We start from the raw sequence: 25521 nt of genomic DNA, 5'->3' as shown, positions 1-25521 counted from the left end.
GACGCCGTTGAACGCCGTGCTCGCCGAGACGGTCTCGGTCCTCCTGCTCCTGGCGGTGCTGGCCTGCGCGGTCATCCGGCCGTGGGGCTGGCAGGAGGCCGTGGTCGCGGTCCCCGCCGCCGGAGCGGTCGTCGCGATCGGGGCGATCTCCGTGGAACAGGCCGTCGCCGAGATGGCCCGGCTGGGACCGGTTGTCGGCTTCCTGGCGGCCGTGCTCGTCCTGGCCAAGCTGTGCGACGACGAGGGGCTGTTCCACGCCTGCGGCGTCTGGATGGCCCGTGGCGCGGCGGGACGGCCACGTCACCTGCTGGCCCAGGTGTTCGCCGCCGCCTCGCTCATCACCGCGGTGCTCAGCCTGGACGCCACGGTCGTGCTGCTGACGCCGGTCGTGCTCGCCACCGCCGCCCGGCTCGGCGCCCGCCCAGGGCCGCACGTGTACGCCTGCGCCCACCTGTCGAACACGGCCTCGTTGCTGCTGCCGGTCTCCAACCTGACGAACCTGCTCGCCCTCGCCGCCAGCGGCCTGAGCTTCACCCGGTTCACGGCCCTGATGGCGCTGCCCTGGCTGGTCGCGGTCGGGGTGGAGTACGTCCTGTTCCTGAGGTTCTTCGCCACGGACCTGGACGCGGGGGCCGTGGCCCCGGCCGTCGCCGAGCCTCGTGAGACACCGGTCTTCGCGCTGGTCACCGTGGTGTGCACGCTGGCCGGGTTCGTGGTCGCCTCCTGGCTGGGGATCAACCCCGCGTGGGCGGCCCTGGCGGGCGCGGCCGTACTCGCCTGTCGTGCCCTGGCCAGGGGGCACACCACCCCGGTGGCCGTCGTGCGGTCGGCCGCGGTGCCGTTCCTGGCCTTCGTCCTGGCGCTGGCCGTCGTGGTGCGGGCGGTGGTCGGCAACGGTCTCGCCGACGCGCTCGGTCACCTGGTCCCGGGTGGCACCGGCCTGCCCGCCCTGCTGGGGATCGCGGCACTGGCCGCGGTCCTGGCGAACGTGATCAACAATCTGCCCGCCGTACTGGTCCTGCTGCCGCTGACCGCCCCCGCCGGGCCGGGCGCGGTCCTCGCGGTGCTGATCGGGGTGAACATCGGGCCCAACCTCACCTACGCCGGGTCCCTGGCGACCCTGCTGTGGCGGCGGATCGTGCGCGAGCACGACACCGGGGTCGGGCTGGGGGAGTTCACCCGGCTCGGCCTGCTCACCGTCGGCGCCACGCTGCCGCTCGCGGTCGTGGCGCTGTGGGTGTCCCTGAACGTGATCGGGGTCTGACCCGGCGACGCCCCGTGGCGCCCGGTCCGTCGCCGGGCGCCGTGGTTCAGCCGGTTCAGCCGGTCAGGAAGGACACGCCCAGGATGACGATCACCACCAGGGCGACGGCCGCCACGCCCATGAGGACGAGCACCCCGGCCCGGCTCCCGGAGGACTTCCGCTGGGGAACCTGACCGTTCTGGGCGGAGGGGCCGTTCTGCCCGGCGATGGCGAACAGGTCGGTCCCGAGCCCGTGGGAACGCACGCCGTCCCCCGGCTGCCCGGCGGGCGCCCAGGGACCCTGCGGCGGCCCCTGCGGCGGTCCTTGGAGCGGCGGTCCTTGCGGCGGCGGTACGGCTCCGCCGGGCGGGAAGCCCGGGGAAGGGGGAGGGGCCGAGGGGCCCGCGACCGGCCTGTCCCGCACCGGAGGGGCAGGCGGGGAGGGAGTCCGCGCTCCCGCGACCGGCGTTCCGAGGCCGGGTACGGCAGGGCGCCCGTCGACCGGCGCGGGGGCCGTCGGCGGGACGGGAGCGGCGGCCTGCGGACCGGGAGGCAGGCGCAGACCCCCCTTGGGGCGGATGACCACCACCGTGCGGTTGGCGTCGAACTCCTCGTCGTCTCCCTGCGAGGAGACCGGAGCGGGAGCCGGCGCGGAGGGCTGGGCGGGAGCCGGAGCCGGGGCCTGTACGGGCGGCTGGGCCGTGGAGGGGCGGGACGGGGACTGGACGGGGTTGACGGGTACCCCGGCAGGCCTGGACGCCCCAGGGACGGCCTTCGCAGTAGTGCCCCCGGTGCCCCCGGCGGCTGTTCCGGGCGCCGCCTTCTGGGAGGTCGCCTTCTGGGACGCGCCGGGGGCCTCCAGGGGCGGCACGACCGGGATGGACCCGGTCGGGGTGTCCGCGACGGTCCTGAGCATCGCGATCGCCTGCAGGTGTGAGGGACGGGCGGTGTGGTCCCGCTCCAGGAGGTGTTCGAGCACCGGCCGGAGCGGGCCGGCCTGGGTCGGCGGATCGGCCTTGTCCGTCATCAGCGCGGCCAGGGTCTCGGCCACCGAGGAACGCTCGTAGGCCGGACGGCCCTCGACGGCGAAGTACAGCGTCGCGCCGAGTGACCACAGGTCGGACTCGGGGCCGGTGTGCTCACCGCGTGCCCGCTCCGGCGCCGTGTAGCCGGGCGAGCCGATCACCATGCCGGTCTTGGTGAGGCTGCTGTCCCCCTCTGCCTTGGCGATGCCGAAGTCGGTGAGCACCACCCTGCCGCTCTCGGTGACCAGCACGTTGCCCGGCTTGACGTCCCGGTGCAGGATGCCCTGGTCGTGGGCGGCGCGCAGCGCGCCGATCAGGTCCACGCCGATCTCGGCGACGAGCCGGGGCGGCAGCGGCCCCTCCTCCTCGATGACCTGTTCGAGGGAGCGGGCCTGGACGAGCTCCATGATGATCCACGGGCTGCCGTCCTCGACGATCGCGTCGTGGACGGTGGCCACCGAGGGATGACTGATGCGGGCTGCCGTACGACCCTCACGGATCATGCGCTCCCGAAGTTCGGCGCGTTGTGCCTCGCTGAGCCCGGGCTCCTGACGGATCTCTTTGATCGCGACCTCACGACCGAGGGAACGGTCGTGGGCACGCCAAACGGTCCCCATCGTCCCCCGGCCGAGCGGTGTGATCAGCTCGTAGCGGTCAGCGAGCACGCGCGTCTGCTGTTCCGGCATGAGAAGAAGATAGCGATTCTTCCTTGAAGCTCGCTTTATCTTCGCTTACGGAGCTCCTTAGGCCACAACAGCCGAGGGAGCACCAGGCGGATCAGGGGCGTGACGAACCGGACAAACGGCCGCGGTTCCGGGGCCTGGCTCATCGGCTTGCGGTGCATCCCCTCCGCCGGGCGGCGGTGCGCCCTGGACGAGGGCGGCGGGTACGGCGGGGGTGGCGCGGGAGGCTGCGCCACGGTCTGCGGAGGCGGAGGGATGAGCGGGGGCGGCGGCAACGGCGCGGAACCCGCGCGGTGCAGCCCACGGTGCTGCGGACGGCGGTTGAACGACGGGACCGTGAGCGTCGCGGTGTTCCTGCCGATCCTGCCCGTGGTCCTGGCGAGCGGCTCCTCCGCCGTCCCGCCCGCCGCGACCCTGGCGAGCATCATCGAGGCGCGCACCGCGTCGAGTCTGGCCGCCGGGTCGATCATGAGCAGGCCGCGCAGTACCGGGGTCAGCGGGCCGGCCTTCTCCATCGGGATCGGCTCACCGCTGGTCAACGCGGCCAGGGCGGCGGCCGCCGTACGGCGGCCGTGCAGGCCGCGGCCCTCGACGGCGGTGTAGAGGGTCGCGCCGAGCGACCACAGGTCGGCCGAGGGGGTGGCCTTGGCGCCGAGCACGCGCTCAGGGGCGATGTATCCGGCGGAGCCGAGCACGATGCCCGCCTGGGTGATCGACACGTCGCCTTCGAGCGCGGCCAGGCCGAAGTCGGTGAGCACCGCCCGGTCGTCGGTCACCAGGACGTTGCTCGGCTTGACGTCCCGGTGCAGGATCCCCTTGGCGTGTACGGCCCGCAGCGCCCCGAGGACCTGGCGGCCGATCTCGGCGGTCTCGCGGGGCGGCAGCGGTCCCCGGTCCTGCAGGAGCTGCTCCAGGGATCTGGCGCGCAGCAGCTCCATCACGATCCAGGGACGCTCGTCCTCCGTCACGACGTCGAAGACGGTGATGACCGAGGGATGGGCGACCATCGCGGTCGCCCGCCCCTCACGCTCGGTCCTGGCGCACAGTTCCGCCCGCAGGTCCTCGTCCAGGACGAGGGGCAGCCGCACCTCCTTGACCGCGACCTCGCGGTCGAGCAACTCGTCGTGCGCGCGCCAGACGGTACCCATGCCGCCGCGCCCGACCGGCTCGGAAAGCCGGTAGCGCGCTGCAAGGAGGTATCCGGAGGGCGCACGCATGATGGGCAGCTTACCGATTTGCGTAATGCGACCAGTAGGGACCGGGCCGAAACTTCTTGCGTTCTTCGGTCAGATTTTCGCGCTCGTCGCTGTCGAGAAGCGCCGCTTCACGTCGTCCCAGTTGATCAGCGACCACAGCTTCTCGACGTAGTCGGGGCGCACGTTGCGGTACTGGAGATAGTAGGCGTGCTCCCAGGCGTCGAAGACCAGCAGCGGCGTGGTGTTCAGCCCGACGTTGCCGTGGTGGTCGTAGATCTGCTCGACGACCAGGCGGCGGCTGAGCGGCTCCCAGGCCAGCACGCCCCAGCCGGAACCCTGCACCCCGGCGGTCGCGGTGGTCAGCTGCTTCTGGAAGGCCTCGAACGAGCCGAAGTGCTCGTCGATGGCGGAGGCCAGCTCACCGTCGGGGCGGTCGCCGCCGTCGGGGGAGAGGTTCTCCCAGAAGATCGAGTGCAGCACGTGGCCGGACAGGTTGAAGGCGAAGGTCTTCTCAAGGCCGACGAGACCGCCGAACTCGCCCTTGTCACGGGCCTCGGCCAGCCGCTCCAGGGTGTCGTTGGCGCCCTTGACGTAGGCGGCGTGGTGCTTGGAGTGGTGCAGCTCCAGGATCTCGCCGGTGATCGCGGGCTCAAGCGCCGCGTAGTCGTAGGGCATATCCGGAAGGGTGTACTCACCCATGAAGGTCTACCTCCTCGTTGGTCGGTGCTTCGCCGACACTACTGCCGGATACATGCATGTGCATCAGACTTGCGACCTAGGACTCTCAGTAGTTGCAAGTAATTCGCAATTACATCATGATGGCAGGTGTCAGCTGGTCCAGAGGGGGTCCCGCACACCCGTACGGCGCGGCGCGGACGGAAGCATGGTCCAGGCCGTCGCCCGAGCCGGTCGGATCGAGGGCGTTCGCACCGTCCTCCCGCGCGGGACCTTTCTCAGCCCTCCCTCGGCGGATCGCTGAAGGCCCATCCCGTCCACGACGTCACCTCGATGAGCACGACGGGGCCGTGCGGAGGCCGTTCGCGATACTGCGGGTAGCGCCGGGCCAGACGGGCCAGGGCACGCTCCCTGCCGGGCCCGTCCGTGACGATCCTGGCCCTGCCGTCGGCACGGACCCACCACAGCCGCGTCCAGTCGTCCTCGTAGTGGTCGGCCAGCAGGCACACCCGGTCGTCGGCGGCGATGTCACGCAGCCGCCGCAGATCCGTCGTGCGCTTCGGCTTGTGGTCGATCGCGAAGGCGACCGTGTCACCGTCCACGTCGAAGGTCACCGGGACGATCCGGGGCGCGCCGGCGCTGACGGCGGCACCGGCGCTGACGGTTGCCAGGCGGGCGACCCTGGCGGTCACGAACAGGGCCCGCGCCCGTGAGGTGTCCATCCGGCCATTGAAACGCGGCCGCCGGAACACCTTGGCAGGGACGCAAAACGGAACACGGAAAAGGGGGCGAGGATCTCCCCGCCCCCTCCCAGGGTCGTCTCAGGTCAGCGCCGCCCGATGGACAGCACCGGCCCCGTGCGGTCGGTGAAGAAGTCGTCGCCCTTGTCGTCGACCACGATGAACGCCGGGAAGTCCTCGACCTCGATCTTCCAGACGGCCTCCATGCCCAGCTCCGGATACTCCAGGACCTCGACCTTCCTGATGCAGTCCTGGGCGAGCCGGGCGGCGGGGCCGCCGATGGAGCCGAGGTAGAAGCCGCCGTGGGTCGCGCAGGCGTCGGTGACCTGCTTGGAGCGGTTGCCCTTGGCCAGCATGACCATGGAACCGCCCGCGGCCTGGAAGCGCTCGACGTAGGAGTCCATGCGGCCCGCCGTCGTCGGGCCGAACGATCCGGAGGCGTATCCCTCGGGGGTCTTGGCGGGACCGGCGTAGTAGACCGCGTGGTCCTTCATGTACTGCGGCATCTCGCCGCCCGCGTCGAGCAGCTCGCCGATCTTGGCGTGCGCGATGTCACGGGCCACGACCAGCGGGCCGGTCAGGGACAGGCGCGTCTTGACCGGATACTTGGTCAGCTCGGCGAGGATCTCCTGCATCGGGCGGTTGAGGTCGATCCGTACCACGTCGTCGGACAGGTGCTCGTCCGTGGTCTCGGGCAGGAACCTCGCCGGGTCGGTCTCCAGCCGCTCAAGGAAGATCCCGTCGGCCGTGATCTTGGCCAGCGCCTGGCGGTCGGCGCTGCAGGAGACCGCGATGGCGACCGGGCAGGAGGCGCCGTGCCGGGGCAGGCGGATGACGCGGACGTCGTGGCAGAAGTACTTGCCGCCGAACTGGGCGCCGATGCCGAGCTTCTGGGTGAGCTCGAAGACCTTCGCCTCAAGCTCGGTGTCGCGGAAGCCGTGGCCGCTGGGGGAGCCCGAGGTGGGGATGGAGTCCAGGTAGCGGGCGCTGGCGTACTTGGCCGTCTTCAGGGCGAACTCGGCAGAGGTGCCGCCCACGACGATCGCCAGGTGGTACGGCGGGCACGCGGCGGTGCCCAGGGAACGGATCTTCTCCTCAAGGAAGGCGAGCATCCGCTTCTCGTTGAGGACCGCCTTGGTCTCCTGGTACAGGAAGGACTTGTTGGCGCTGCCGCCGCCCTTGGCCATGAACAGCAGCTTGTACTCGTCGGGGTGCCCGTTGGGGTCCTCGGCGTACAGCTCGATCTGGGCGGGCAGGTTGGAGCCGGTGTTCCTCTCCTCCCACATGGTGATCGGGGCCATCTGGGAGTAGCGCAGGTTCAGCCTGGTGTAGGCGTCGTAGACACCGCGCGAGATGTGCTCGGCGTCCGCGCCGTCGGTGAGCACGTGACGCCCCCGCTTGCCCATGACGATCGCGGTGCCGGTGTCCTGGCACATCGGCAGCACGCCGCCCGCCGAGATCGAGGCGTTCTTGAGCAGGTCGAGCGCGACGAAGCGGTCGTTCCCACTCGACTCGGGGTCGTCGACGATCTTGCGAAGCTGGGCCAGGTGGGAGGAGCGAAGGTAGTGGGAGATGTCGTGGACGGCCGTCTCGGTCAGCAGTCGCAGCGCCTCGGGATCGACTTCGAGGAACCTGCGGCCCGCCGCCTCGACGACACGCACCCCCTCGGTGCTGATCAGGCGGTACTCGGTCTCGTCCTGTCCCAGCGGAAGCAGGTCGGTGTAGTCGAACTCGGGCATCGTCCTCGGTCCTCCGTGCCGGTGGCCTTCTCCGGTCTCATAGAGGGTACGGCCTGCCGCTCACGCCTCCTCGCCGTGGTCGGGCACCACAAACCCACCAAAAGGCATATATCAACATTTGGGCCTTTAATGACGGCTTTTCGACCACCCTTCGCGAAGAAGAGGAGAAAGGTGGAAAGAGAGAAGGCCGGAGGACGTCATGGGAACCGTGGACACCATCCTGAGCAGCAACATCGTGATGCTCGCGATCCTGGCTCTCCTCGTGGTCGCGGGACTGGCGGTCTCGCTGATCGCGATAGCGCTGGCGACCATCAGAAGCAACGAAGGCGAGGCGCCCCAGCAGCCGGCCGACATCTCCAAGGCGGAGCAGCGCAGGCGCCGGCTGGAGAGGAGTGACCTGCCCAGCCAGCGCAGCGCCCCGGAGCAGAGCCCCGGACAGATCCAGGGACAGACCCACGAGCGGCTCACCCACTGACCTCCGGAGGAGGCGACGGATCAGACCGCCTTGAGGAAGCCGCCGTCCACCACGAAGTCGGCCCCCGTGGTGCTGGCCGACCTCGGGGAGGCCAGCAGCGCGACCGCGTCGGCCACCTCCTGCGGGTCGACCAGGCGGCCGGTGGTCAGGCGCATCATCTCCGGCGCCAGGCGGTCCATCACGCTGTCCCGGTCGGAACCCGTCATCGAGGCGATGACGTCGGCCGCGCCGCCCTGCTTGGTCCACCACGGCGTGCGGACCGGACCGGGGGAGACCGTGTTCACCCGGATGCCCTGCGGGCCGAACTCCTCGGACAGAGCCTTGGTCAGGTTGTTCACGCCCGCCTTGGCCGCGCCGTAGTCGACGTTCATCTGCGAGGGCTGCCTGGCGTTGCCCGAGGAGACGTTGACGATCGCCCCGCCGCCCCGCCGCAGCATCAGCGGGACGGCCGCCCGTACGGCGCGCACCACCGAGAACAGGTTGAGCTCGAACACCGTCCGCCAGTCGTCGTCACCGGCCTCGAAGAACGACGAACGCGGCAACGTCACCCCGGGCGGCGGCCCTCCGGCGTTGTTGACCAGGATGTCCAGCCCGCCGAACTCCTCGACGGCACGGGCGACGACCAGTCCGGGAGCCGACGGCTCCATGAGGTCGACCGCGACGTGCACCAGGTCGTCTCCGGCGAGCGCCTCAAGCCCCGGGCTGCTCCCGCGCGAGGCGGCGACCACCCGGGCGCCCTCGGCCAGCAGGGTGCTCACGACCGCCAGCCCGATTCCCTTGGACGCCCCGGTGACGACGGCCACCTGTCCGGACAGTCGCAGGTCCATGTGTCCTCCTCCAGTCGAACCCCGCGACCCGGTCCCGGGCCGCGGTTGTCGAAGGTAGTCCGGCCGCCCGCCCCGGCCCCGGCGCAGGTCGGACGGGTAATTCGCGCGGGAATCGGCCGTCGTTATGTCGATGTCCACGGCCGCCGTCATACCGTGTGCGGCGGTGGGTCTTGTGGTCGGGCCGACGGTGTTATACGCCTGCCGGTAACGGCCAGGACACGCTGGAGGCGGCATGGGCGAAGGATCGTGCGAAACACGACGTCGGGAGAGACCATGACCCTCGTCCCCGCGGGTACCTCCACCCTGGCGCCGTGGGCGCTGTGGATCACCCCGGAGACGGCGGGCTGGAACCACGCCGGGCTCCGCCTGCTCACGCTCTCCGACGAGAGCGTGCTCTTCTGCACCGGCGACGAGGAGATGCTGGTCCTGCCGCTCTCCGGTTCGTGCCGGATCGAGTGCGACGGCGTACGGCTCGCCCTCGAAGGGCGTGTCTCCGTCTTCCACGCGGTCAGCGACTTCGCCTACCTGCCCGTCGGCGCGACGGTCAGGATCACCGGCGCAGGCCGCTTCGCCTTCCCCACGGCCCGCGCGAGCAGAAGCTTCCCCGTCAGGTACGGCCCCGCCCGCGAGGTGCCCGTCGAGGTGCGCGGGGAGGGCCGGACGAGCAGCCAGATCAACGGCTTCTGCGCCCCCGGCGCCTTCGAGTGCGACCGGCTCGTCGCGGTCGAGGTGCTCACCCCGGGCGGCAACCGTACGCCCTGCCCGCCGTACGAGCACGACGCGACCCCGGAGTGCGGGGCCGTGCGCGAGCGGATCTACTACTTCGAGGGCGGGCCCGGCTACCAGCGGATTCACGGCGCCCACGAGACGGTGACCGAGGTCTCCTCAGGAGACGTGGTGCTCGTCCCGCACGGCTGCCACAGTCCGTCGACGGCGGCGCCGGGCCACGACCTCTACCACCTGAGCGTGCTGGCCGGGCCCGAGCGCCCGGCGGCGGCCACCGAGATCCGGGCGCACGGCCAGGCCCCCGACCCGCGCCTGCCCATGACGAAGGCGCCCTAGACGGCCTCCCGGACGCAACCGTGGACAGGCCGCGGGCAGGGAGGGCCGGAAGCCTCCGGCGAGCCGGGAGACCCGAAGGACCGGGGAGCTGCCGTACCCGACGGTCAACGGACGCTCACGCGGAGGCTTCACGGGTTTCCCGGAAGGTTATGGTCGAGAGGTGGACAGCTACCCTCCCCCGGCGCCTCGCGATCCCGTGTACGAACCGCGTCCCGGTGATCTGAGGGCGGGCAACGACGACCGGGAACGCGTGGCGGCGGTGCTGGCCGACGCGCTCGCCGACGGCAGGCTCACCCCCGACGAACACGAGGAACGCCTCACCGCCGTCTACCAGGCCAGGACCCTGGGTGAGCTCGCGGCGTTCACCACGGACCTGCTCCCGCCGGAGGAGCAGCCCCTGCGCACCGACGTCCGGCCCGTCATGGCCCTCTTCGGCACCCAGACACACGCGGGCCGCTGGGTGGTGCCCACCCGCTACTCCGCCACCGCCATCTGCGCCAACGTCACCCTCGACCTGCGCGAGGCGGTGCTCCAGTCGAGCCACGTGACGCTGAACGTCACCGTGATGGCCGCCACCCTCACCCTGATCGTCCCCGAGGGGGTGCGCATCCTGATGTCCGGGTCGGGGTTCATGGCGGGAAGGAAGAACCAGGTCCCGCCCTCCCCGGACGGGCCGGTGATCGAGATCACCGGCCTCGTCACCATGGGCAACGTCGTCGCCAAGTCGCCCAAACGTCCCCGCAGGCCGTGGTTCCGCCGCCGGTCGGCGTGACGGGTCAGCTCGCGTCGTCGAAGTTGATCGCGCTGTAGGCCCGCAGCTTCCAGAGCTGGTGCTCGCTCTCGATCTTGCGGATCGTGCCGGAACGGCCCCGCATGACCAGGGAGTTGGTCACGGCCCGCCCGCTCCGGTAGCGCACGCCCTGCATCAGCTCACCGTCGGTGATCCCGGTCGCGGCGAAGAAGACGTCGTCCGACCTGACCAGGTCGTCGGTGGTCAGCGTGGCGTCGAGGTCGAGACCGGTGTCCAGCGCCCTGCGCCGCTCGGCGTCGTCCTGTGGCCACAGCCTGCCCTGGATGACCCCGCCCAGGCACTTGAGCGCGCACGCCGCGATGATGCCCTCGGGCGTGCCGCCGATGCCGAGCATCAGGTCGACGCCCGTGCCCGCGCGGGCCGCCATGATGGCACCGGCCACGTCGCCGTCGGTGATGAGCTTGATCCGGGCGCCCGCCTCCCGGATCTGCCGGATGACCTTGTCGTGGCGCGGCCGGTCGAGGATCACCACGGTCACGTCGGAGGGCGCGCCGCCCTTGGCACGTGCCACCGCGGCGATGTTGTCGGCGACCGGGGCGTTGATGTCCACCGCGTCGGCCGCCTCGGGCCCGGTGACCAGCTTGTCCATGTAGAAGACAGCCGACGGGTCGTACATCGAGCCGCGCTCGCTGACCGCGATGACCGAGATGCCGTTCGGCATGCCGAGCGCGGTCAGCCGGGTGCCGTCGATCGGGTCGACGGCCACGTCGCACTCGGCGCCGCTGCCGTCGCCGACGCGCTCACCGTTGTAGAGCATCGGCGCGTTGTCCTTCTCACCCTCGCCGATCACCACCACACCGCTCATCGACACGGTGTTGATCAGCTGGCGCATGGCGTTCACCGCGGCGCCGTCCGCGCCGTTCTTGTCACCCCGCCCGACCCAGCGGGCCGCGGACATCGCCGCCGCCTCGGTCACCCGGACGAGTTCGAGGGCGAGGTTGCGATCAGGTGCGTGTTCACCCGTGGCCAGTTCGGCAGGGACGGTCGTCTGATCGGACATGGCGGAGGGCCCCTCTCGTGGATTGCTGCACATCGATCGTAGTTGTCCCTCTTCTGACCGAGCAGCGGAGGATAATGTCCCCACGATGAGCCGTGACACGGAACGGGAACCCGCGGGCCTGACCGCACGCGCCTCGGAACGAGGCGCCGCGACACGTACGGCCCTGCTCGCCGCAGCCAGGGAGGCCTTTCTCACCGGCGGTTTCGCCGACACCGGCGTCACCGACATCGTCTCCAGGGCCGAGGCGAGCGTCGGCAGCCTCTACCACCACTTCTCCGGCAAGGCCGACCTCTACCTGACGCTGTTCGAGGAGTTCCAGGAGCGGCAGGCCCGGCGGACCAGGCAGGCCGTCCACACGGCCCGCGCCACGGGTGAGGACGACCCCGTGCGGCTGTTCGTCGCTGGCGCCCGCGCCTACCTCGACGGCTGCCTGGCAGAACGCGAGATCGCCGCGCTGTTCCTGCGCGGTGACGGGCCGCCCGGCTTCGAGGTCGTCATGCGCGAACGGCTGCGTCGGTGGACCAGGCGCAGCGCCAGCCTGTTCGACGGCGAGAACGCGCTGGTCGTGGTGCTCACCGGGGCGCTGGACGCCGCCGTCATCGAGGTCGTCCTGTCACCGGACGAGGAGACCTCCCGCGCCCTCGCCGAGAACGTACTGGGCATCATCGGGCAGATCCGGCGCCCCTGAGGCGGGAGCGCCCCCGCGAGCGGATAGTCTCGATGGTCGTGAGACGGTTCACTCAGGGCTTCTACGGATACGCGTTCGCGATGATGGTCTGTCTCGCGGGCGTCGGTGTCTTTCTCCTGGTGACCCCGCAGAGCCGTACCGAGCACATTCCCAAGGTCGACTACTCGATCGACGTGGCCAACATGCGCCGGGACGCGCCGTACCAGGTGTGGTCCCCCGCGTCCGTGCTCGCCAACTGGGTGCCGACGAGTTCGCGGATGACCAAGGGCAAGGACAGCGAGGGCAAGACGACCGTGACCTGGCGGCTCGGCTTCGCCACCGCCAAGCGCGCCCACGCCCTGATCGCCCAGAGCGACGAACGGCCCGCCGCGGGGTTCGCCAACCGGATGGCCAACAGCGACCGCCCCCAGGGCAGCCTCCAGGTCGACGGGGTGACCTGGGAGAAGCGCTTCCGCGAGGACAAGAACCAGCGCTCCCTGGTGCAGGTCCTGCCCGACGTCACACTCGTCGTCACCGGCACCGCCCAGTGGGACGAGCTGTCCGCCCTGGCCGCGACCCTCAAGCAGCAGACCAAACTGACCTAGAAGGGCTGGAAGGGCGCGTCTCCCGCCGGGTCCGGCCCCCTGCGCTGCGCCATGGCCGCCGCCAGCTTCACCCGGGCGCCCTGCAGCCACTCCTCGCACAATGCCGCGAGCCGCTCGCCCCGTTCCCACAGCTGGATGGACTCCTCCAGGGTGAGCCCGCCCGCCTCAAGACGGCGGACCACCTCGGTCAGCTCCTCACGCGCCTGCTCGTACGACGGTGTCTTCTCATCGGCCACGCCCCCACCCTAGGGCTTGTTCCGCGGGGCGCGGCCTGGGCGACCTCGGTAGGTGGAAAGTTCCGCGGACAGGCCCCTGACGGGGACCCGCCGACTGCCGACGATCTTCCGCCTGGGAGACTGGGCCGGTGAGTGTTCGCCCCGCGACATCCGAGGACATCCCCGAACTGGTACGGCTCCGCCAGATCCTGGCCGACCGCATGGCGATGGACGGCAGTTTCCCGATCGACGGAGGCTGGCGTGAGTCCTACGCCGACAGCCTCAGCGAGCGGATCGGCAGCACCGACACCGCCGTCTACGTGGTCGACGCCCCCGAGGGCGGACTCGCCTCCTGCGGGGTCGGTCTCATCTTCGACCGCTTCCCCGGCCCCGGCCTGCCCGACGGACGCTACGGCTACATCCAGGGCATGACGACCGACCCCGCCCACCGCAGGCAGGGACACGGCAGGGCCGTGCTGGCCGCCCTCATGGCGTGGTACCGCGCCAGGGACATCCGCAGGATCGACCTGCACGCCACCTCCGACGGGGCGCCGCTCTACCGGGAGATGGGCTTCACCGCCGACGGCTACCCCTCGCTCACGTGGCGGAGTCCCGTCTGACGGTGACCCGGTCGTCGGGGAACCTGATCGTCAGCTCGGCGCCGGGGGCGACGTCGGCCGCCCGCCGTACGACCTCGCCGCCGGGGCGCTGCACGATCGCGTAGCCGCGCTCCAGCGTCGCCGCGGGCGACAGCGCGACCAGCCGGGCCCGCAGATGCCCCAGGGCGTCCTCCGCCCGGTCGAGGGAGGCGCCCAGGGAGCGCCGGGCACGGTCCCTGAGCTGCTCGGCCTGCTCGGCCCTGCGCTCGATCTCCCGGACCGGGTCGGCCAGCGCGGGCCGGGACCGTACGGCCGCCAGCCAGGTCAGCTCGCGGTCGAGCCACCCGCCCGCGACTCTGCGCCCCCGGTCACGTAGCTGGCGCACCAGCGTGAGCTGCTCACCGACGTCGGGCACGACCTTCTTGGCCGCGTCCGTGGGGGTCGAGGCCCGCACGTCGGCGACCATGTCGAGCAACGGGTTGTCCTGCTCGTGGCCGATGGCGCTGACCACCGGCGTACGGCAGGCCGCCACGGCCCTGACCAGCGACTCGTCGGAGAAGGGCAGCAGGTCCTCAAGGGAGCCGCCGCCCCGCGCGACGACGATGACCTCGACCTCGTCGTCCGCGTCGAGCCCGCGCAGCGCCTCGGTGACCTCGGTCACGGCGTACGGCCCCTGCACGGCGACCGTCTCCACCTTGAACCGCACCGCGGGCCAGCGGCGCCGCGCGTTCTCCAGCACGTCGCGCTCGGCGGCCGAGTCACGGCCGCAGATCAGCCCCACGACGCCGGGCAGGAACGGCAGCCGCCGCTTGCGGTCCACCTTGAACAACCCCTCGGAGGCGAGCAGCTGGCGCAGGCGTTCGAGCCTGGCCAGCAGCTCGCCGACCCCCACGGGGCGCATCTCCAGGGCCGTGAAGGCGAAGGAACCCTTGTTGACCCAGAAGTCCGGCTTCAGGTGCATGACGACCCGGGCGCCGTCCACCGGGCGGGGGACGGTCGCCTCGTACACGCCGCGCGGGCAGGTGACACGGGCCGAGACGTTGGCCACCGGGTCGCGCAGCGTCAGGAAGACCGTGCCACCCCGGGCGGTCAGCTCGGTGATCTGCCCCTCGACCCACACGGTGCCGAGTTTGCCGATCCAGCCGCCGACCATCTGCAGCACCGTGCGGACGGGAAGCGGCTGTTCGGGGGTGGTCTTCGAGGTCATGTCCGCAGAGCCTACGCGGCCCGGGCCGTCATTCGGCGGCCTGGAGCTTGGCCAGGCGGTTCTCGTACATGCGCACGACCTCGGGCCTGGCGGAGGTGGCCCGCTCGTAGGCGAGCAGCTCACCGATCTGCTCGGCGGACTTGCCGCGCATCCGGGCGCGCAGGGAGGCGATCGTCAGGGTGGCGTACCCCGGCATCGGCTCCACGAGCGCGCTCTTCTCCTCCTCGGCCGCCTTCGTCCCTGAGGCCTCTGAAGGCTCAGCGGCCTCAGCGGCTTCGGGGGCCTTGGCGGCTTCGGGGGCCTCGGTGGTCTCAGCCTGCGGGGCGGCCTTCTCCGGGGTCCCGGTGGTGGTCTCAGCGAGGGGCTCGGCAGGGGCCTCCGCAGGGGCGTCCGTGGAAGCCTCAGCGGGGGCTTCGGCGGGGGTCTCGGCCGAAGGCTTGGCGGGGACGTCAGCGGGGGCGCTCACGGCGGCGTCGGTGGGGGCGTCAGCCGGGGCGGCGGAGGCTTCCTCGGCGACCTCACCGACGGGCTTCGCGGCGGGCTCAGCGACGGCCCCGGGAGTCTCGGCCTGCGGGGCGGCCTTCTCCGGGGTCTCGGTGGTGGACTTCGCGGTGGGCTCGGCGGCGGGCTCGGTGGTGGACTTCGCGGTGGGCTCGGTGGCGGGCTCGGTGGTGGACTTCGCGGTGGGCTCGGTGGCGGGCTTCGCGGCGGGCTTCGCGGGGGCGAAGATGACGGGTTCGGGGCGCGTCCTGGCGCCGTTCGCCTCGGCCTTCGGCTCGACGGGCTCGGCGGTCTCCTTGGCGGCCGTCCTGTCGGGACGCGGGGCGAAGATCACCGGCTCCCTGCGGGCGGGCTTGTCGTCGGCGGCCTGCTCGGCGGTCTCGGTGGTTTCGGTCTCCTCCTCCACGTCCTGCCCGGCGAGGCGCCTGATCCTGTCCTTCACGCGGCCGCCGAACTGCAGGGCCTGGCCGACCCCGCTCAGCGTGCTCTGCAGCACGTAGAGCGGCAGATCCTTGGTCTTCTCCTTGAACTCCTCACGGCTGGAAAGCGCCTCGCGCACGTTTCTGGTGACATTGCGAATGATGTCGGGGACTGACATGTCGTCTCCCTGATGGATCTGTTTGGGTCGTTCCGTATGGCAAGTGTCGGGCAAGACGATGCCTCATGTGGCCACAGGACGAGTGGGCGCTCCACGTAGCATAAGAACATGACGTCAGAGACCCCCACGATCCGGCGCGTCCTAGTGGCCAAGCCTCGTGGTTACTGTGCCGGAGTGGACCGCGCGGTCCAGGCTGTGGAGAAGGCCCTGGAGCGGTACGGCGCGCCGATCTACGTCCGCAAGCAGATCGTCCACAACACCCATGTGGTCCGGACGCTCGAACAGCGCGGCGCGATCTTCGTCGAGGAGACCGAGGAGGTGCCCGAGGGCGCCATCGTCGTCTTCTCCGCGCACGGGGTCTCCCCAGCCGTCCACGAGGAGGCCGCGCAGCGCCGCCTGAAGACCATCGACGCCACCTGCCCGCTGGTGACCAAGGTGCACAACGAGGCCAGGCGCTTCGCCTCCCAGGACTACGACATCCTCCTCATCGGCCACGAAGGCCACGAGGAGGTCGAGGGCACCGCGGGCGAGGCACCCGAGCACATCCAGCTCGTCGACGGCCTCGACTCGGTCGAAACGGTCAAGGTGCGCGACCCCGAGCGGTTGGTGTGGCTGTCACAGACCACGCTGTCGGTCGACGAGACCACCGAGACGGTCTCCCGGCTCAAGGCGCGCTTCCCCAACCTCATCGACCCGCCCAGCGACGACATCTGCTACGCCACCCAGAACCGCCAGGTCGCGGTCAAGGAGATCGCCGCCCAGGCCCAGCTCGTCATCGTCGTCGGCTCGGAGAACTCCTCGAACTCCAAGCGCCTGGTCGAGGTCGCCCTCGACCACGGGGCCGACGCCGCCCACCTGGTCGACGACTCCTCCTTCATCAGGGACGAGTGGCTCGACGGCGTCACGACGGTCGGCGTGACCAGCGGCGCCTCCGTCCCCGACGAACTGGTCGCCGGGGTCCTGGCCCGCCTCGCCGGGCACGGCTTCGACCACGTCGAGGAGGTCGAGTCGGTCGAGGAGAGCGTCCGCTTCGCCCTGCCGCACGAGCTGCGCAAGGACCTGCGCGCGACCGTCTGACCCGTCCCGCCACCGGGCCGCGCGGGTGCCGTACGGCACCCGCGCCCTACCGGCCGTCCGCCGCCTGCTCCTGGGCGGGCCGCTCCTCGGTGGGCTGCTCCTCGCGCGGCGTGCCGTACACCTTGGGTTCGAAGTAGCCCTCGGGCTCCGGGGCGAAGGCCGCGCCGGTCGCCTTCTGCCGTGCGGGGGCCGGTCCCGCCGCCCGCAGCTCCTCACGCAGCTCGCGCACGCACGTGGCCAGGCCGCGCCGCCAGGCGACGAGCAGGACCAGCAGCGACCCCGCGAACAACCACGGGGCACTGGCCGACAGCAGCGCGAACATGCCGAGCCCGAACGCCTGGACCGGCACCTTGGCCCCCATCGCGCTCACGGCCTCGGTGACCAGCGCCGCGACGAAGAAGACCAGTGGTGGGCTGACCACCAGCGAGAGCAGGTCCCGCCGGTTCACCAGCACGACCGCGCCCGCGCAGCCGGCCACGAACGTCAGGCCGAGCAGCGCCGACGGCCCGACCACCGCCTGGAGCACCCTGCCCGCCAGCGTCGAGACCAGCACCAGCGCGATCGCGCCCCTCGCGGTCAGCCGGACACCGCCGCCCGGCCGCCCGCGTTCGTCCTTACGCCCCGTCCCGCCCGTACGGCCTGCGGCCCCACCCGTACGGCCCGCCCCGTTCGACTGGCCGGTCCCGCCCGGCCGGTCGGCTCCGCCCACACGGGCGGCCTCATCAAGCGGCTGCCCGTCGCCTCGCTCGTTCACCACTGTGCCCCCCTCGACCTCGGCCCGCGTCGACCCCCCTGTCCGCCTGCGGTCTCCGGCCGCCTGCGCTTCGCGGGGAACAGCATCTCTAGGGCAGGTCGCCCGCCAACTTACCGTTCAGGCGGGAGATGGGAGACGGGCTTGACTCCTCTTCTGCCAGCAGTTCGGGCGAGGTCAACGCCCGCGGCAGGTTCTCGACGCTGCCGGGGCCGTCCAGCTCGCCGTCCACGAGGCCCAGATCGTTCAGTTTGCGCGCGCTCACCAGGACCCGGCTCTCCAGGGAACCGACGGTCTTGTTGTACGCCTCGACCGCCCTGCCCAGGGAACGGCCCATCGTCTCCATGTGCTGCCCGAGGGTGCCGAGCCGTTCGTAGAGCTCCTTGCCCAGCTCGAAGACAGCCCGCGCGTTCTCGCTGAGCGCCTCCTGCTGCCAGGCGTAGTGCGCGGTACGGAGCATTGTGATCAACGTGGTCGGCGTCGCGATGTGGACCCGCCGCCGCATGGCGTATTCGAGCAGCCCCGGGTCACGTTCGAGCGCGGGCGCCAGGAAGGCCTCACCGGGGATGAACAGCACCATGAACTCGGGCGCCGGGCTGAACGCCTGCCAGTAGGCCTTGCCCGCCAGCCGGTCCACATGCTCGCGCACATGCCGGGCGTGGGCGTCCAGCCTGACCGACTGGCGCTCGGGGTCGGCCGACTCCGCCGCCTCCAGGTAGGCGGCCAGGGAGACCTTGGAGTCGACCACGATGTTCTTGCCGCCCGCGAGCCGTACGACCATGTCGGGCCTGAGGGCGCCGTCGGCGGTGGTCACGCTCGCCTGCTCGTCGAAGTCGCAGAACCGCTGCATCCCGGCGATCTCGGCGACCCTGCGCAGCTGCAGCTCGCCCCACCTGCCCCTGGCCTCGGGCCGCTGCAACGCCCGCACCAGCGCCGTCGTCTGCAGCCGCAGCTGCTCGTTGCTCTCCCTGACCACGTCGATGTGCTTGGCCAGCTCGGCGTGGGCGGCCCGCTGACCGGCCTGGGTGTCACGCAGCTGCGTCTCGACCCGCGCCAGGGTGTCCTTCAGTGGCTCGATCAGGTGTTCGACGGCCTGCTTGCGCTGTTCGAGCTCTCCCGCGGCCTCCGCCCGGCCCGCCGCGAGCCTGGCCTCGGCCAGTTCGAGGAAACGCAGGTTGTTGACGTCGAGCGCCTTGGCCGACAGCGCCTGGAACCGGTCGGTGAGCTGCCCTTCGACGTAGGCGAGCTTCTCCTCGGCGGCCTTCGCCCTCGCCTCGGCGTCCGCCATGCGCGCCACGACGTCGTCCGCACCCGTGGAGGCACGGGATCTGCCGAGCAGGAACCCGATGGCGAGCCCGGCGGCGAGTCCTACGGCGAGTTGGAAGGCGAGCGCCATGACATCCACCACGGAATGATGTCAGCACCGCCGGTTCCGGGTGCCTCCGGCCCGCAGCGGCGGTCAGCACCGGGTGATTCGCCGTAAACTCGGCTGACGTGAGCCTGAGCATCGGCATCGTCGGATTGCCCAACGTCGGCAAGTCAACGCTTTTCAACGCGCTGACGAAGACCGCTAACGCCCTGGCGGCGAACTACCCCTTCGCCACCATCGAACCCAACGTGGGCATCGTCGGTGTTCCCGACCCCCGTCTGGAGAAACTGGCCGAGATCTTCGGCTCCGCGAAGATCCTCCCGGCGAAGGTCGAGTTCGTGGACATCGCCGGACTGGTCAAGGGCGCCTCCGAGGGGCAGGGGCGGGGCAACCAGTTCCTCGCCAACATCCGGGAGACCGACGCCATCTGCCAGGTCATCCGTGTCTTCGCCGACCCCGACGTGACCCACGTGGACGGCGCCGTCGAGCCGGGCCGTGACATCGAGACGATCAACACCGAGCTGATCCTCGCCGACCTGCAGACCCTGGAGAAGGCGCTGCCCCGCCTCCAGAAGGAGGCCAGGACCAACAAGGACCGCAAGTCGGCCCTCGACGCGGTCGAGGCGGCCGTCAAGCTCCTCGACGGCGGCACCACCCTGTACGCCGGGGCCAAGGGCGCGGGCATCGACCTCGCGGACCTGCGTGAGCTGCACCTGCTGACCGCCAAGCCGTTCCTGTACGCCTTCAACCTCGACGCCGACGAGCTGACCGACGACGACCTCAGGGCGCGTCTGTCCGCGCTCGTCGCCCCCGCCGAGGCGGTCTTCCTCGACGCCAAGATCGAGTCCGAGCTGGTCGAGCTGTCCGAGGAGGAGGCCCTTGAGCTGCTGCAGTCCGTGGGCCAGCAGGAGTCGGGCCTGGCCCAGCTCGCCCGCGTCGGCTTCGAGACGCTCGGCCTGCAGACCTACCTGACCGCGGGTCCCAAGGAGACCAGGGCCTGGACGATCCGCAAGGGCGCGACCGCCCCCGAGGCCGCCGGGGTCATCCACACCGACTTCCAGCGTGGCTTCATCAAGGCCGAGATCGTCTCCTTCGACGAACTGGTCGAGGCGGGCTCCATCGCCGCCGCCCGCCAGGCGGGCAAGGCCCGCATCGAGGGCAAGGACTACGTGATGCGCGACGGCGACGTCGTCGAGTTCAGGTTCAACGTCTGACGGCCCCCGCAGATCCGCGACGCCCGAAGGCCCGATTCCAGGGGTCGTCGTAACACAGGTCGATCAACCGGCTGCCGCCGGAGGCTTGGCGAGACGCTCGGCAGGGGTTTCCCCGCCGAGCGTCTCGCGTGGGGCGGCCGTCGGGTTCGGTTCAGGTCCTTGACGGTGTGGACCCGCCGGATATGCGTCCTTGCGGAAGTATCGGCGTGGCGGGCCGTCGGCGTTCCCGTCGGAACCGCGCCGCCACGGGCCTGCCGGGTCGAGGAAGCGCGTGCCCTGGTCCCAGGTCGGGGAGCGCCACAGGCGTGCTGGATTCAGAGGTACGGCGGGCGGGACGAGACTTTCCGCTCGCCGTATCCGTTCCCGGCCGTTTCCGCGACGAACGGCGCGGCGGCTCCCGGCCCGGCCTTCGTGATCATGGACGCGAGCGCCTCTGACGTGTTGGTTCCGGCCCGCATGGCGGCTCTGTCCCTCCCGGCGCCCTTCGCGACGTCCCTCGCGACGTCCCTCGCGACGTCCCTCGCGACGTCCCTCGCGACGTCCCTCCCCGTGCGCCTCCCGTGCGAGGGGAGCGGGCCTGCGTGAACGGTCACGGTGAGTGACCGGTTCGGGGAGGAAAGGGCAGGTCGGGACAGTGTGGGGACCGTTTGGATAGCAATGCGTGGCGTTTGAGTAATCGACGTAGGGGCTGGCCAGGTGGAATGTGCTTTCTTCGTCTTGTTGTCCCCGGATGGGCCGTCAGCCGGGTTCCAGACCCGGTTTGCTCGGTAACCGTGATGCCTGCAGCATAGGCGTGGCTTTCCTGGAACAATCGTCAAGGCGGTTAGAGTAAGTGCTTGACCATGGTTTACGGGGTCGGGAGTAATACGAGACCGCGTCAGCCGGGGGTTTGGCGCGAGCGGAGGCAAGATGGCTCGAAGGTCAACCGTCCGTGATCCTCGGATCACCGACGACCCTGAGCTGTCGGCATACCCGGGGGCGCCGCACGACCCCGAGTTCGACCGTGCTCCGGCGCGGGGACGTGGTGCGCCGTCCAGGGGTCGTTGGTCCGGTGGCGGTGGTCGTTGGCTCGTATGGGCAGGTCGCGCCATACTTTGGGCGCTAATAGTGGTCATCGTGGTGAACGGGGTCCGTGCACCTTTTGAACGCTTCACCCAGCAGAACACGACCAGTGGAACCCCGCAGATTTCCCCCGACGCCGAATTCCCCGTCAGCAGGGCGACCTCTTTCGCCAGCCAGTTCGCGGCGGTCTATCTGAATTTCGACGCCGTCCGCCTCCAGGAAAGGGCGTCGCGGCTGGCCCCCTATCTCCCCGACGGCGCCGAGCCGCAGTTCGGCTGGGACGGCCTGGGCCGGATGGCCGCCGGGGCGGTGCAGCCGTACGGTTCGGAGATCATCGACAGGCAGAACGCCGTCGTGACGCTGGCCTTCCAGTCGGACGACCGCCGTCAGCTGCTGTCCGTGCCGGTGTTCTACGACACGGAGACCGGGAGGTTCGTGGTCTCCGGCCGCCCGGCCGTCCTGCCCGCGCCCTCCTCGGCGAACCTGCCCGCGATCCCGGCGGGAGACAGGGACGCGGCCGCGGAGACCGAGCTGCGCACACCCCTGGCCGACTTCTTCAAGGCGTACGCCGCGGGCAACAACGTGTCGTTGCAGCGTTACGCCGCCGCCGGGGTGACCCTGGAGGGCTTCGGCGGCGCCTTCACCTTCGTGAGCCTCAAGGACCTCGTCGTTCCCGCGGGGAGCGGGGCCACCCGGGAGGTGACCGCGACGGTCGTGTGGGGGGTGCCCGCGCGGACCACCACGTCCCTCGACTCGACCACCAACGTCGATCCCGGCGAGGCGAGCGGGAAGTTGGAGCAGGCCTACCGGCTCACCGTGGTGAAGCAGGGCGACAAGTGGTTCGTCAAGGACATCCGAGGCGCGAAACGGTCTGTGGGGTAACACATGATCGAATGGTGCCGGTCCACAGTGAACAAACCCCCCCTGATCGGTGAGTCGGCAGTGAGCGGGTTCCCATATGCGCGTCGCGGGCCCGTTATCCCCCGGGCCGTGATCATGAGCACGGAGGACGAGAAATGATCCTGAAGACGATCCTGCTGCACGCGGTCGATCTCGCCCAGCCGACGTCCCCTCCACAGGGTGTGAACACCCAGGGGCTGGCCACCTTCCTCAGGAGCTTCTTCGCGCCGCTCTTCCTCGTCATCGTCTCCGTGGTGGCGCTCTTCTTCCTCTTCACGCGTGAGATCACCAGGTTCGTCCAGTTCATCATTCTCGCGATAGCCATCGGAGTGATCTTCTACGTGCCCAACATCATCGAGGTGACCGCCAAGGCGATCGCGGGAGCACTGGGCATCTCGGCGGGTTGAGACCGCGTGTTTGCGGTCAAAGAACGAGTGGCGGAGAGGAGGAGCGTGTGGATCTACCCACGTATACCAATATCTGGCGGATCGAAAAGCGGCTCTACAAGCTGTACGACCTACGGCTGCCGACGCCGCTGCCGATCGTCTGGATCGGTGTCTTCGTGGGTGTGGCGGCCCCCTGGTCGTTGCTGCTCGCGCTTCTCGGTCTGCCCTTCGACGCCCCCTGGCACGTGGTCTACCTCGTGCCGCCCGGGGTGGTGACCTGGCTCTCGACCAGACCGGTGATCGAGAGCAAGCGGCTCACCGAGCTGCTGCAGTCACAGGTCCGCTACATGGGGGAGCCACGCTCCTGGTGCCGGATGGCGCCGACCTCCGAGCCCGGCGAGATCGCGCTGACCGGCCGGGTGTGGCGGGCCGATCCCAGTCCCGCGCGGGTGAAGGACCGTGTGAAGGGCAAGGCCGGGCGCAAGGCGAAGGGCGCCACGGCCCCGGAGATCGCCCCCTCGGCCCCGGCCCGTGAGGTCCGTCCCGCCGTGGCCGCCGCGGCGGCGGCGACCACCGCTCCCGCCGTCCGCGAACGTCCGGTCAAGGGCACGCCTGCTGTCCCACGCAGGGGTACGGCCCCGGCCCTCGGGACCGAGACGCCGAGCCCGGTCGAGCGGGTCTTCGCCCCTTCCGCACGCGCCCTTCCCGAGCAGGCCCCGGTCCGGGAGGCCGAGGCGGCGCCCGCCGTACCGGTGGCGCGGGTCGAGCCTGTGGTTCAGGCTCAGCCCTCCACGGCGTCCGAGAACGCGCGAACCCCGGCTCCGGCATCCCGCGCCGAGACGGCCACGCCCCAGGCCGCGGCGCCCCGGACCCCCGCCACGCAGGGCCCCACGGCCCAGAGCCCCACTGCGCGGAGCCCCGAGATCGCGCTCTCCCAGGCTCCGGCCCCCACTCCCCAGGCCGTCCCCACGGTCTCGGAAACGGTCTCGGAACCGGCGGCCTCCGAGCCCGTGGCCCCCACGGCGTCGGCGGTCGCGGCGTCCACGCCCGCGGACTCCGTACCGGTGAACCCCGCCTCCGAGGACTCCGCTCTTGAGGAGTCCGCCCCGGCGGCCCAGGAGGCCCCGATCGGTCCGGAGGCGCTGCGCCGGCTGCGCAGGCTCGCCGCCGCCACCGAGGCCGAGCGCGCCGCCGCCTTCCGCGCCGACCCGCCCGCGACCGAACAACCCACGACCGTCACGCGCGACGACAGGCCGGAACGGCAGGCCGTGCTTCCCGGTCCGTCCGAGCGGGCCACCCCCGTCGAGGCCGTGACCGCCCCGGCGCCCGAGGTGCCGAAGGCCCCCGAGAAGCCCGCCGTGCAGGCCCCGGTCCAGGCCGCGGCACCCGGCACCCCGGCCCCCACGACCGAGGCGCCCAAGACCGAGGCCCCTGGCACCTCGGCCCCCGAGATCGCGGCACCCGGCACCCCGGCGGCCGAAGCCCCGGCTCCCGGGGTGCCCGTCGGCCTCCCGGACCAGGAGCCCGTGAAGCGGCCGGAGGCGGCGCCGTACAGGAACGTCCCGCCCGTGGGTGCCCCCGCCGGAGCCGACGAGGGGGTTCGCGCCCAGCACCGCAGGGGGCAGCCCGTCCCCGCGGAGCAGTTCGCCGAGCGACGCCGCCTCGCCGAGGAGCAGCGGGCCGCCCAGGCGGGCAGAGGGCAGGACCGGCTGGTCGCCAGAGCGCCGCGCGCCGAGCAGATCCCCCAGGTACGGCGGAGCCAGGACCAGCAGGCCACCGGGGAACACCCGGTGCAGAGACCGGCTCAGCGCCCCACCCAGCGCCCCGCCCAGCGGCAGGGGCCCCCGCAGGGCGTCTCGATCAGGGCGGTCCCCAGCGGGCCGACGGCGGGCCCGGCACCGGTCGTGCCCCCGGTCCCGGTGTCGAGGCCGGGGCAGGCCGAGCCCAAGGTCCGCCGGGTCGAGTCGGTCGTCGGCAGAGACTCGGCCGGCGGCTGGCGGCGTCTCGCGCAGGTCGTGATCGGGCCGGGCGCGGGCCGTACCGACGGGTCGGAGATCGACGAGGCGCGGGCCAAGGCCATGTTCACCGGCAGCCGCAGGGTGGTCGTGCTCGGGTGCACCGGCGGCGCGGGCCAGACGACGACCGCGCTCATGCTGGGTCACACCCTGGCCAGGCACCGTGAGGACCGGGTGCTCGCGGTAGACGCCAACACCGGGGCGAACGCCCTGTCCGGCCGGATCCAGGCCGAGTCGCCGGAGACGCTGACCTCCCTGCTCGCGGGCCTGGACGGCGTCAACGGCTACCTCGGCATGCGGGCCTACACCAGCAGGTGCGCCTCCGGCCTCGAAGTCCTGGCGGGCGACGCCGACTCGGGCGCCGAGCAGCGGCTCTCCGACCGGACGCTCTTCTCCGACCGGCGGCTCGGCAGGACCATGGACCTCCTGGACCGGCACTACAAGCTGGTCGTGGTCGACCCGGCCGCCGCGCTGGCGGCGAGGGTGCTGCCCTACGCCGACCAGCTGGTCCTGGTCGTCCCGGCCAGCGAGGACGGCCCCGACGCGGTCGCCATGACCTACGAGTGGCTTGACGGACACGGCTGCGCGGACCTGCGCAAGCGCGCGATCATGGTGGTCAACGGAGTGAGCCGCCGCAGCATGGGCGACGTCGAGCAGGCCGAGGCCGTCGCCAGAGGGCGGTGCAGGGCGATCGTGCGGGTGCCCTGGGAGGACGAGCTGGCTCCGGGAAGGTCGGAGCGTGTCGAGCCGTCCCACCTGCGTGCCCCCGGCCGCCGGGCCTACCTCGCGCTGGCCGGGGTCGTGGTCGCGGGCTTCGGGACGGCGCAGGCGGTTCGACCGAGCGAGGAGGAAGTGGCCCAGTGATCCCCCGGGCGCGAG

24 protein-coding genes are annotated in these 25521 nt (G+C 71.3%); 12 read left to right on the top strand and 12 right to left on the bottom strand.

The window, feature by feature from the left end; genetic code table 11:
* Positions 1-16: 16 nt before the first annotated feature.
* Positions 17-1264 (top strand): SLC13 family permease, encoded by a 1248-nt coding sequence (locus tag ABZ463_RS16000; RefSeq protein ID WP_362776848.1) that lies wholly within the window; start codon positions 17-19, stop codon positions 1262-1264.
* Between the two features lie 55 nt (positions 1265-1319).
* On the opposite strand, the gene ABZ463_RS15995 is transcribed toward ABZ463_RS16000, so the two are convergent.
* From ABZ463_RS15995 to ABZ463_RS15975, 5 genes are all read right to left on the bottom strand, one after another.
* Positions 1320-2954, bottom strand: a complete 1635-nt coding sequence (locus ABZ463_RS15995) for a serine/threonine-protein kinase (RefSeq protein WP_362776626.1) — start codon at positions 2952-2954, stop codon at positions 1320-1322.
* Positions 2955-2989: 35 nt separating this feature from the next.
* Positions 2990-4168, bottom strand: coding sequence for a serine/threonine-protein kinase (locus tag ABZ463_RS15990; protein ID WP_352013788.1), 1179 nt, complete (start codon positions 4166-4168; stop codon positions 2990-2992).
* A gap of 69 nt (positions 4169-4237) precedes the next feature.
* The gene (locus ABZ463_RS15985) at positions 4238-4846 is read right to left on the bottom strand and encodes a superoxide dismutase (protein WP_352013787.1); all 609 of its coding nucleotides are present in this window, start codon (positions 4844-4846) and stop codon (positions 4238-4240) included.
* A gap of 254 nt (positions 4847-5100) precedes the next feature.
* Positions 5101-5544, bottom strand: coding sequence for a TIGR03668 family PPOX class F420-dependent oxidoreductase (locus ABZ463_RS15980; protein WP_362776622.1), 444 nt, complete (start codon positions 5542-5544; stop codon positions 5101-5103).
* 104 nt (positions 5545-5648) lie between these two features.
* Positions 5649-7301, bottom strand: coding sequence for a fumarate hydratase (locus ABZ463_RS15975; protein ID WP_352013785.1), 1653 nt, complete (start codon positions 7299-7301; stop codon positions 5649-5651).
* Between the two features lie 199 nt (positions 7302-7500).
* Between ABZ463_RS15975 and ABZ463_RS15970 the strand changes: the two genes are divergently transcribed.
* Positions 7501-7776, top strand: a complete 276-nt coding sequence (locus tag ABZ463_RS15970; protein WP_352013784.1) for a hypothetical protein — start codon at positions 7501-7503, stop codon at positions 7774-7776.
* 20 nt (positions 7777-7796) lie between these two features.
* On the opposite strand, the gene ABZ463_RS15965 is transcribed toward ABZ463_RS15970, so the two are convergent.
* The gene (locus tag ABZ463_RS15965) at positions 7797-8603 is read right to left on the bottom strand and encodes an SDR family oxidoreductase (RefSeq protein ID WP_352013783.1); all 807 of its coding nucleotides are present in this window, start codon (positions 8601-8603) and stop codon (positions 7797-7799) included.
* Positions 8604-8876: 273 nt separating this feature from the next.
* On the opposite strand from ABZ463_RS15965, the gene ABZ463_RS15960 reads away from it, so the two are divergent.
* Both ABZ463_RS15960 and ABZ463_RS15955 read left to right on the top strand, forming a co-directional pair.
* Positions 8877-9665, top strand: coding sequence for a 5-deoxy-glucuronate isomerase (locus tag ABZ463_RS15960; RefSeq protein WP_362776619.1), 789 nt, complete (start codon positions 8877-8879; stop codon positions 9663-9665).
* Between the two features lie 160 nt (positions 9666-9825).
* The gene (locus ABZ463_RS15955) at positions 9826-10437 is read left to right on the top strand and encodes a DUF1707 domain-containing protein (protein ID WP_352013781.1); all 612 of its coding nucleotides are present in this window, start codon (positions 9826-9828) and stop codon (positions 10435-10437) included.
* A 4-nt stretch (positions 10438-10441) separates the two neighbouring features.
* Here the strand turns inward: ABZ463_RS15955 and glpX are convergent, their stop codons facing one another.
* The gene (gene glpX, locus ABZ463_RS15950) at positions 10442-11476 is read right to left on the bottom strand and encodes a class II fructose-bisphosphatase (RefSeq protein ID WP_362776616.1); all 1035 of its coding nucleotides are present in this window, start codon (positions 11474-11476) and stop codon (positions 10442-10444) included.
* 85 nt (positions 11477-11561) lie between these two features.
* On the opposite strand from glpX, the gene ABZ463_RS15945 reads away from it, so the two are divergent.
* Together ABZ463_RS15945 and ABZ463_RS15940 are read left to right on the top strand one after the other, a co-directional pair.
* The gene (locus ABZ463_RS15945) at positions 11562-12164 is read left to right on the top strand and encodes a TetR/AcrR family transcriptional regulator (protein WP_362776613.1); all 603 of its coding nucleotides are present in this window, start codon (positions 11562-11564) and stop codon (positions 12162-12164) included.
* A gap of 38 nt (positions 12165-12202) precedes the next feature.
* Positions 12203-12748 carry a DUF4245 domain-containing protein gene (locus ABZ463_RS15940; RefSeq protein WP_362776610.1) on the top strand — a complete coding sequence of 182 codons (546 nt, stop codon included), beginning with the start codon at positions 12203-12205 and terminating at the stop codon, positions 12746-12748.
* Here ABZ463_RS15940 and ABZ463_RS15935 read toward each other — a convergent pair.
* Positions 12745-12984 (bottom strand): exodeoxyribonuclease VII small subunit, encoded by a 240-nt coding sequence (locus ABZ463_RS15935; protein WP_352013777.1) that lies wholly within the window; start codon positions 12982-12984, stop codon positions 12745-12747. The two genes, ABZ463_RS15940 and ABZ463_RS15935, sit on opposite strands and share 4 nt — an antisense overlap.
* A 128-nt stretch (positions 12985-13112) precedes the next feature.
* Between ABZ463_RS15935 and ABZ463_RS15930 the strand changes: the two genes are divergently transcribed.
* Complete coding sequence (locus tag ABZ463_RS15930) at positions 13113-13583, top strand: GNAT family N-acetyltransferase (protein WP_362776607.1); 471 nt, start codon at positions 13113-13115, stop codon at positions 13581-13583.
* Here the strand turns inward: ABZ463_RS15930 and xseA are convergent.
* Both xseA and ABZ463_RS15920 read right to left on the bottom strand, forming a co-directional pair.
* Entirely contained in the window at positions 13561-14769 is a 1209-nt protein-coding gene (xseA, locus tag ABZ463_RS15925) for an exodeoxyribonuclease VII large subunit (protein ID WP_352013775.1), read from the bottom strand. The genes ABZ463_RS15930 and xseA overlap by 23 nt on opposite strands.
* A 28-nt stretch (positions 14770-14797) precedes the next feature.
* Positions 14798-15868, bottom strand: a complete 1071-nt coding sequence (locus ABZ463_RS15920; protein WP_362776605.1) for a hypothetical protein — start codon at positions 15866-15868, stop codon at positions 14798-14800.
* A gap of 108 nt (positions 15869-15976) precedes the next feature.
* On the opposite strand from ABZ463_RS15920, the gene ABZ463_RS15915 reads away from it, so the two are divergent.
* A complete protein-coding gene (locus ABZ463_RS15915) occupies positions 15977-16945 on the top strand; it encodes a 4-hydroxy-3-methylbut-2-enyl diphosphate reductase (protein ID WP_352013773.1) in 969 nt (322 codons plus the stop codon).
* Positions 16946-16991: 46 nt separating this feature from the next.
* On the opposite strand, the gene ABZ463_RS15910 is transcribed toward ABZ463_RS15915, so the two are convergent.
* Positions 16992-17699, bottom strand: coding sequence for a DUF6542 domain-containing protein (locus ABZ463_RS15910; RefSeq protein WP_362776603.1), 708 nt, complete (start codon positions 17697-17699; stop codon positions 16992-16994).
* Positions 17700-17787: 88 nt separating this feature from the next.
* Positions 17788-19092 carry a DNA recombination protein RmuC gene (locus ABZ463_RS15905; RefSeq protein ID WP_352013935.1) on the bottom strand — a complete coding sequence of 435 codons (1305 nt, stop codon included), beginning with the start codon at positions 19090-19092 and terminating at the stop codon, positions 17788-17790.
* A 98-nt stretch (positions 19093-19190) separates the two neighbouring features.
* Between ABZ463_RS15905 and ychF the strand changes: the two genes are divergently transcribed.
* The 4 genes from ychF to ABZ463_RS15885 all read left to right on the top strand — a co-directional run bounded on the left by ychF (position 19191) and on the right by ABZ463_RS15885 (position 25506).
* Positions 19191-20279: a redox-regulated ATPase YchF gene (ychF, locus tag ABZ463_RS15900; RefSeq protein ID WP_352013771.1), complete on the top strand. Its 1089-nt coding sequence runs from the start codon at positions 19191-19193 to the stop codon at positions 20277-20279.
* Between the two features lie 1116 nt (positions 20280-21395).
* Positions 21396-22223, top strand: a complete 828-nt coding sequence (locus ABZ463_RS15895) for a conjugal transfer protein (RefSeq protein WP_352013770.1) — start codon at positions 21396-21398, stop codon at positions 22221-22223.
* Between the two features lie 134 nt (positions 22224-22357).
* Positions 22358-22648, top strand: coding sequence for a hypothetical protein (locus ABZ463_RS15890; RefSeq protein WP_352013769.1), 291 nt, complete (start codon positions 22358-22360; stop codon positions 22646-22648).
* Positions 22649-22695: 47 nt separating this feature from the next.
* Entirely contained in the window at positions 22696-25506 is a 2811-nt protein-coding gene (locus ABZ463_RS15885) for a TcpE family conjugal transfer membrane protein (protein ID WP_362776598.1), read from the top strand.
* The last annotated feature ends 15 nt before the right edge of the window (positions 25507-25521 follow it).

The organism is Streptosporangium sp. NPDC020145 (assembly GCF_040631275.1).
Classification (GTDB): domain Bacteria; phylum Actinomycetota; class Actinomycetes; order Streptosporangiales; family Streptosporangiaceae; genus Streptosporangium.
The sequence above is the reverse complement of the archived record's forward strand: the minus strand, read 5'-3'. Positions and strand labels throughout refer to the sequence as shown.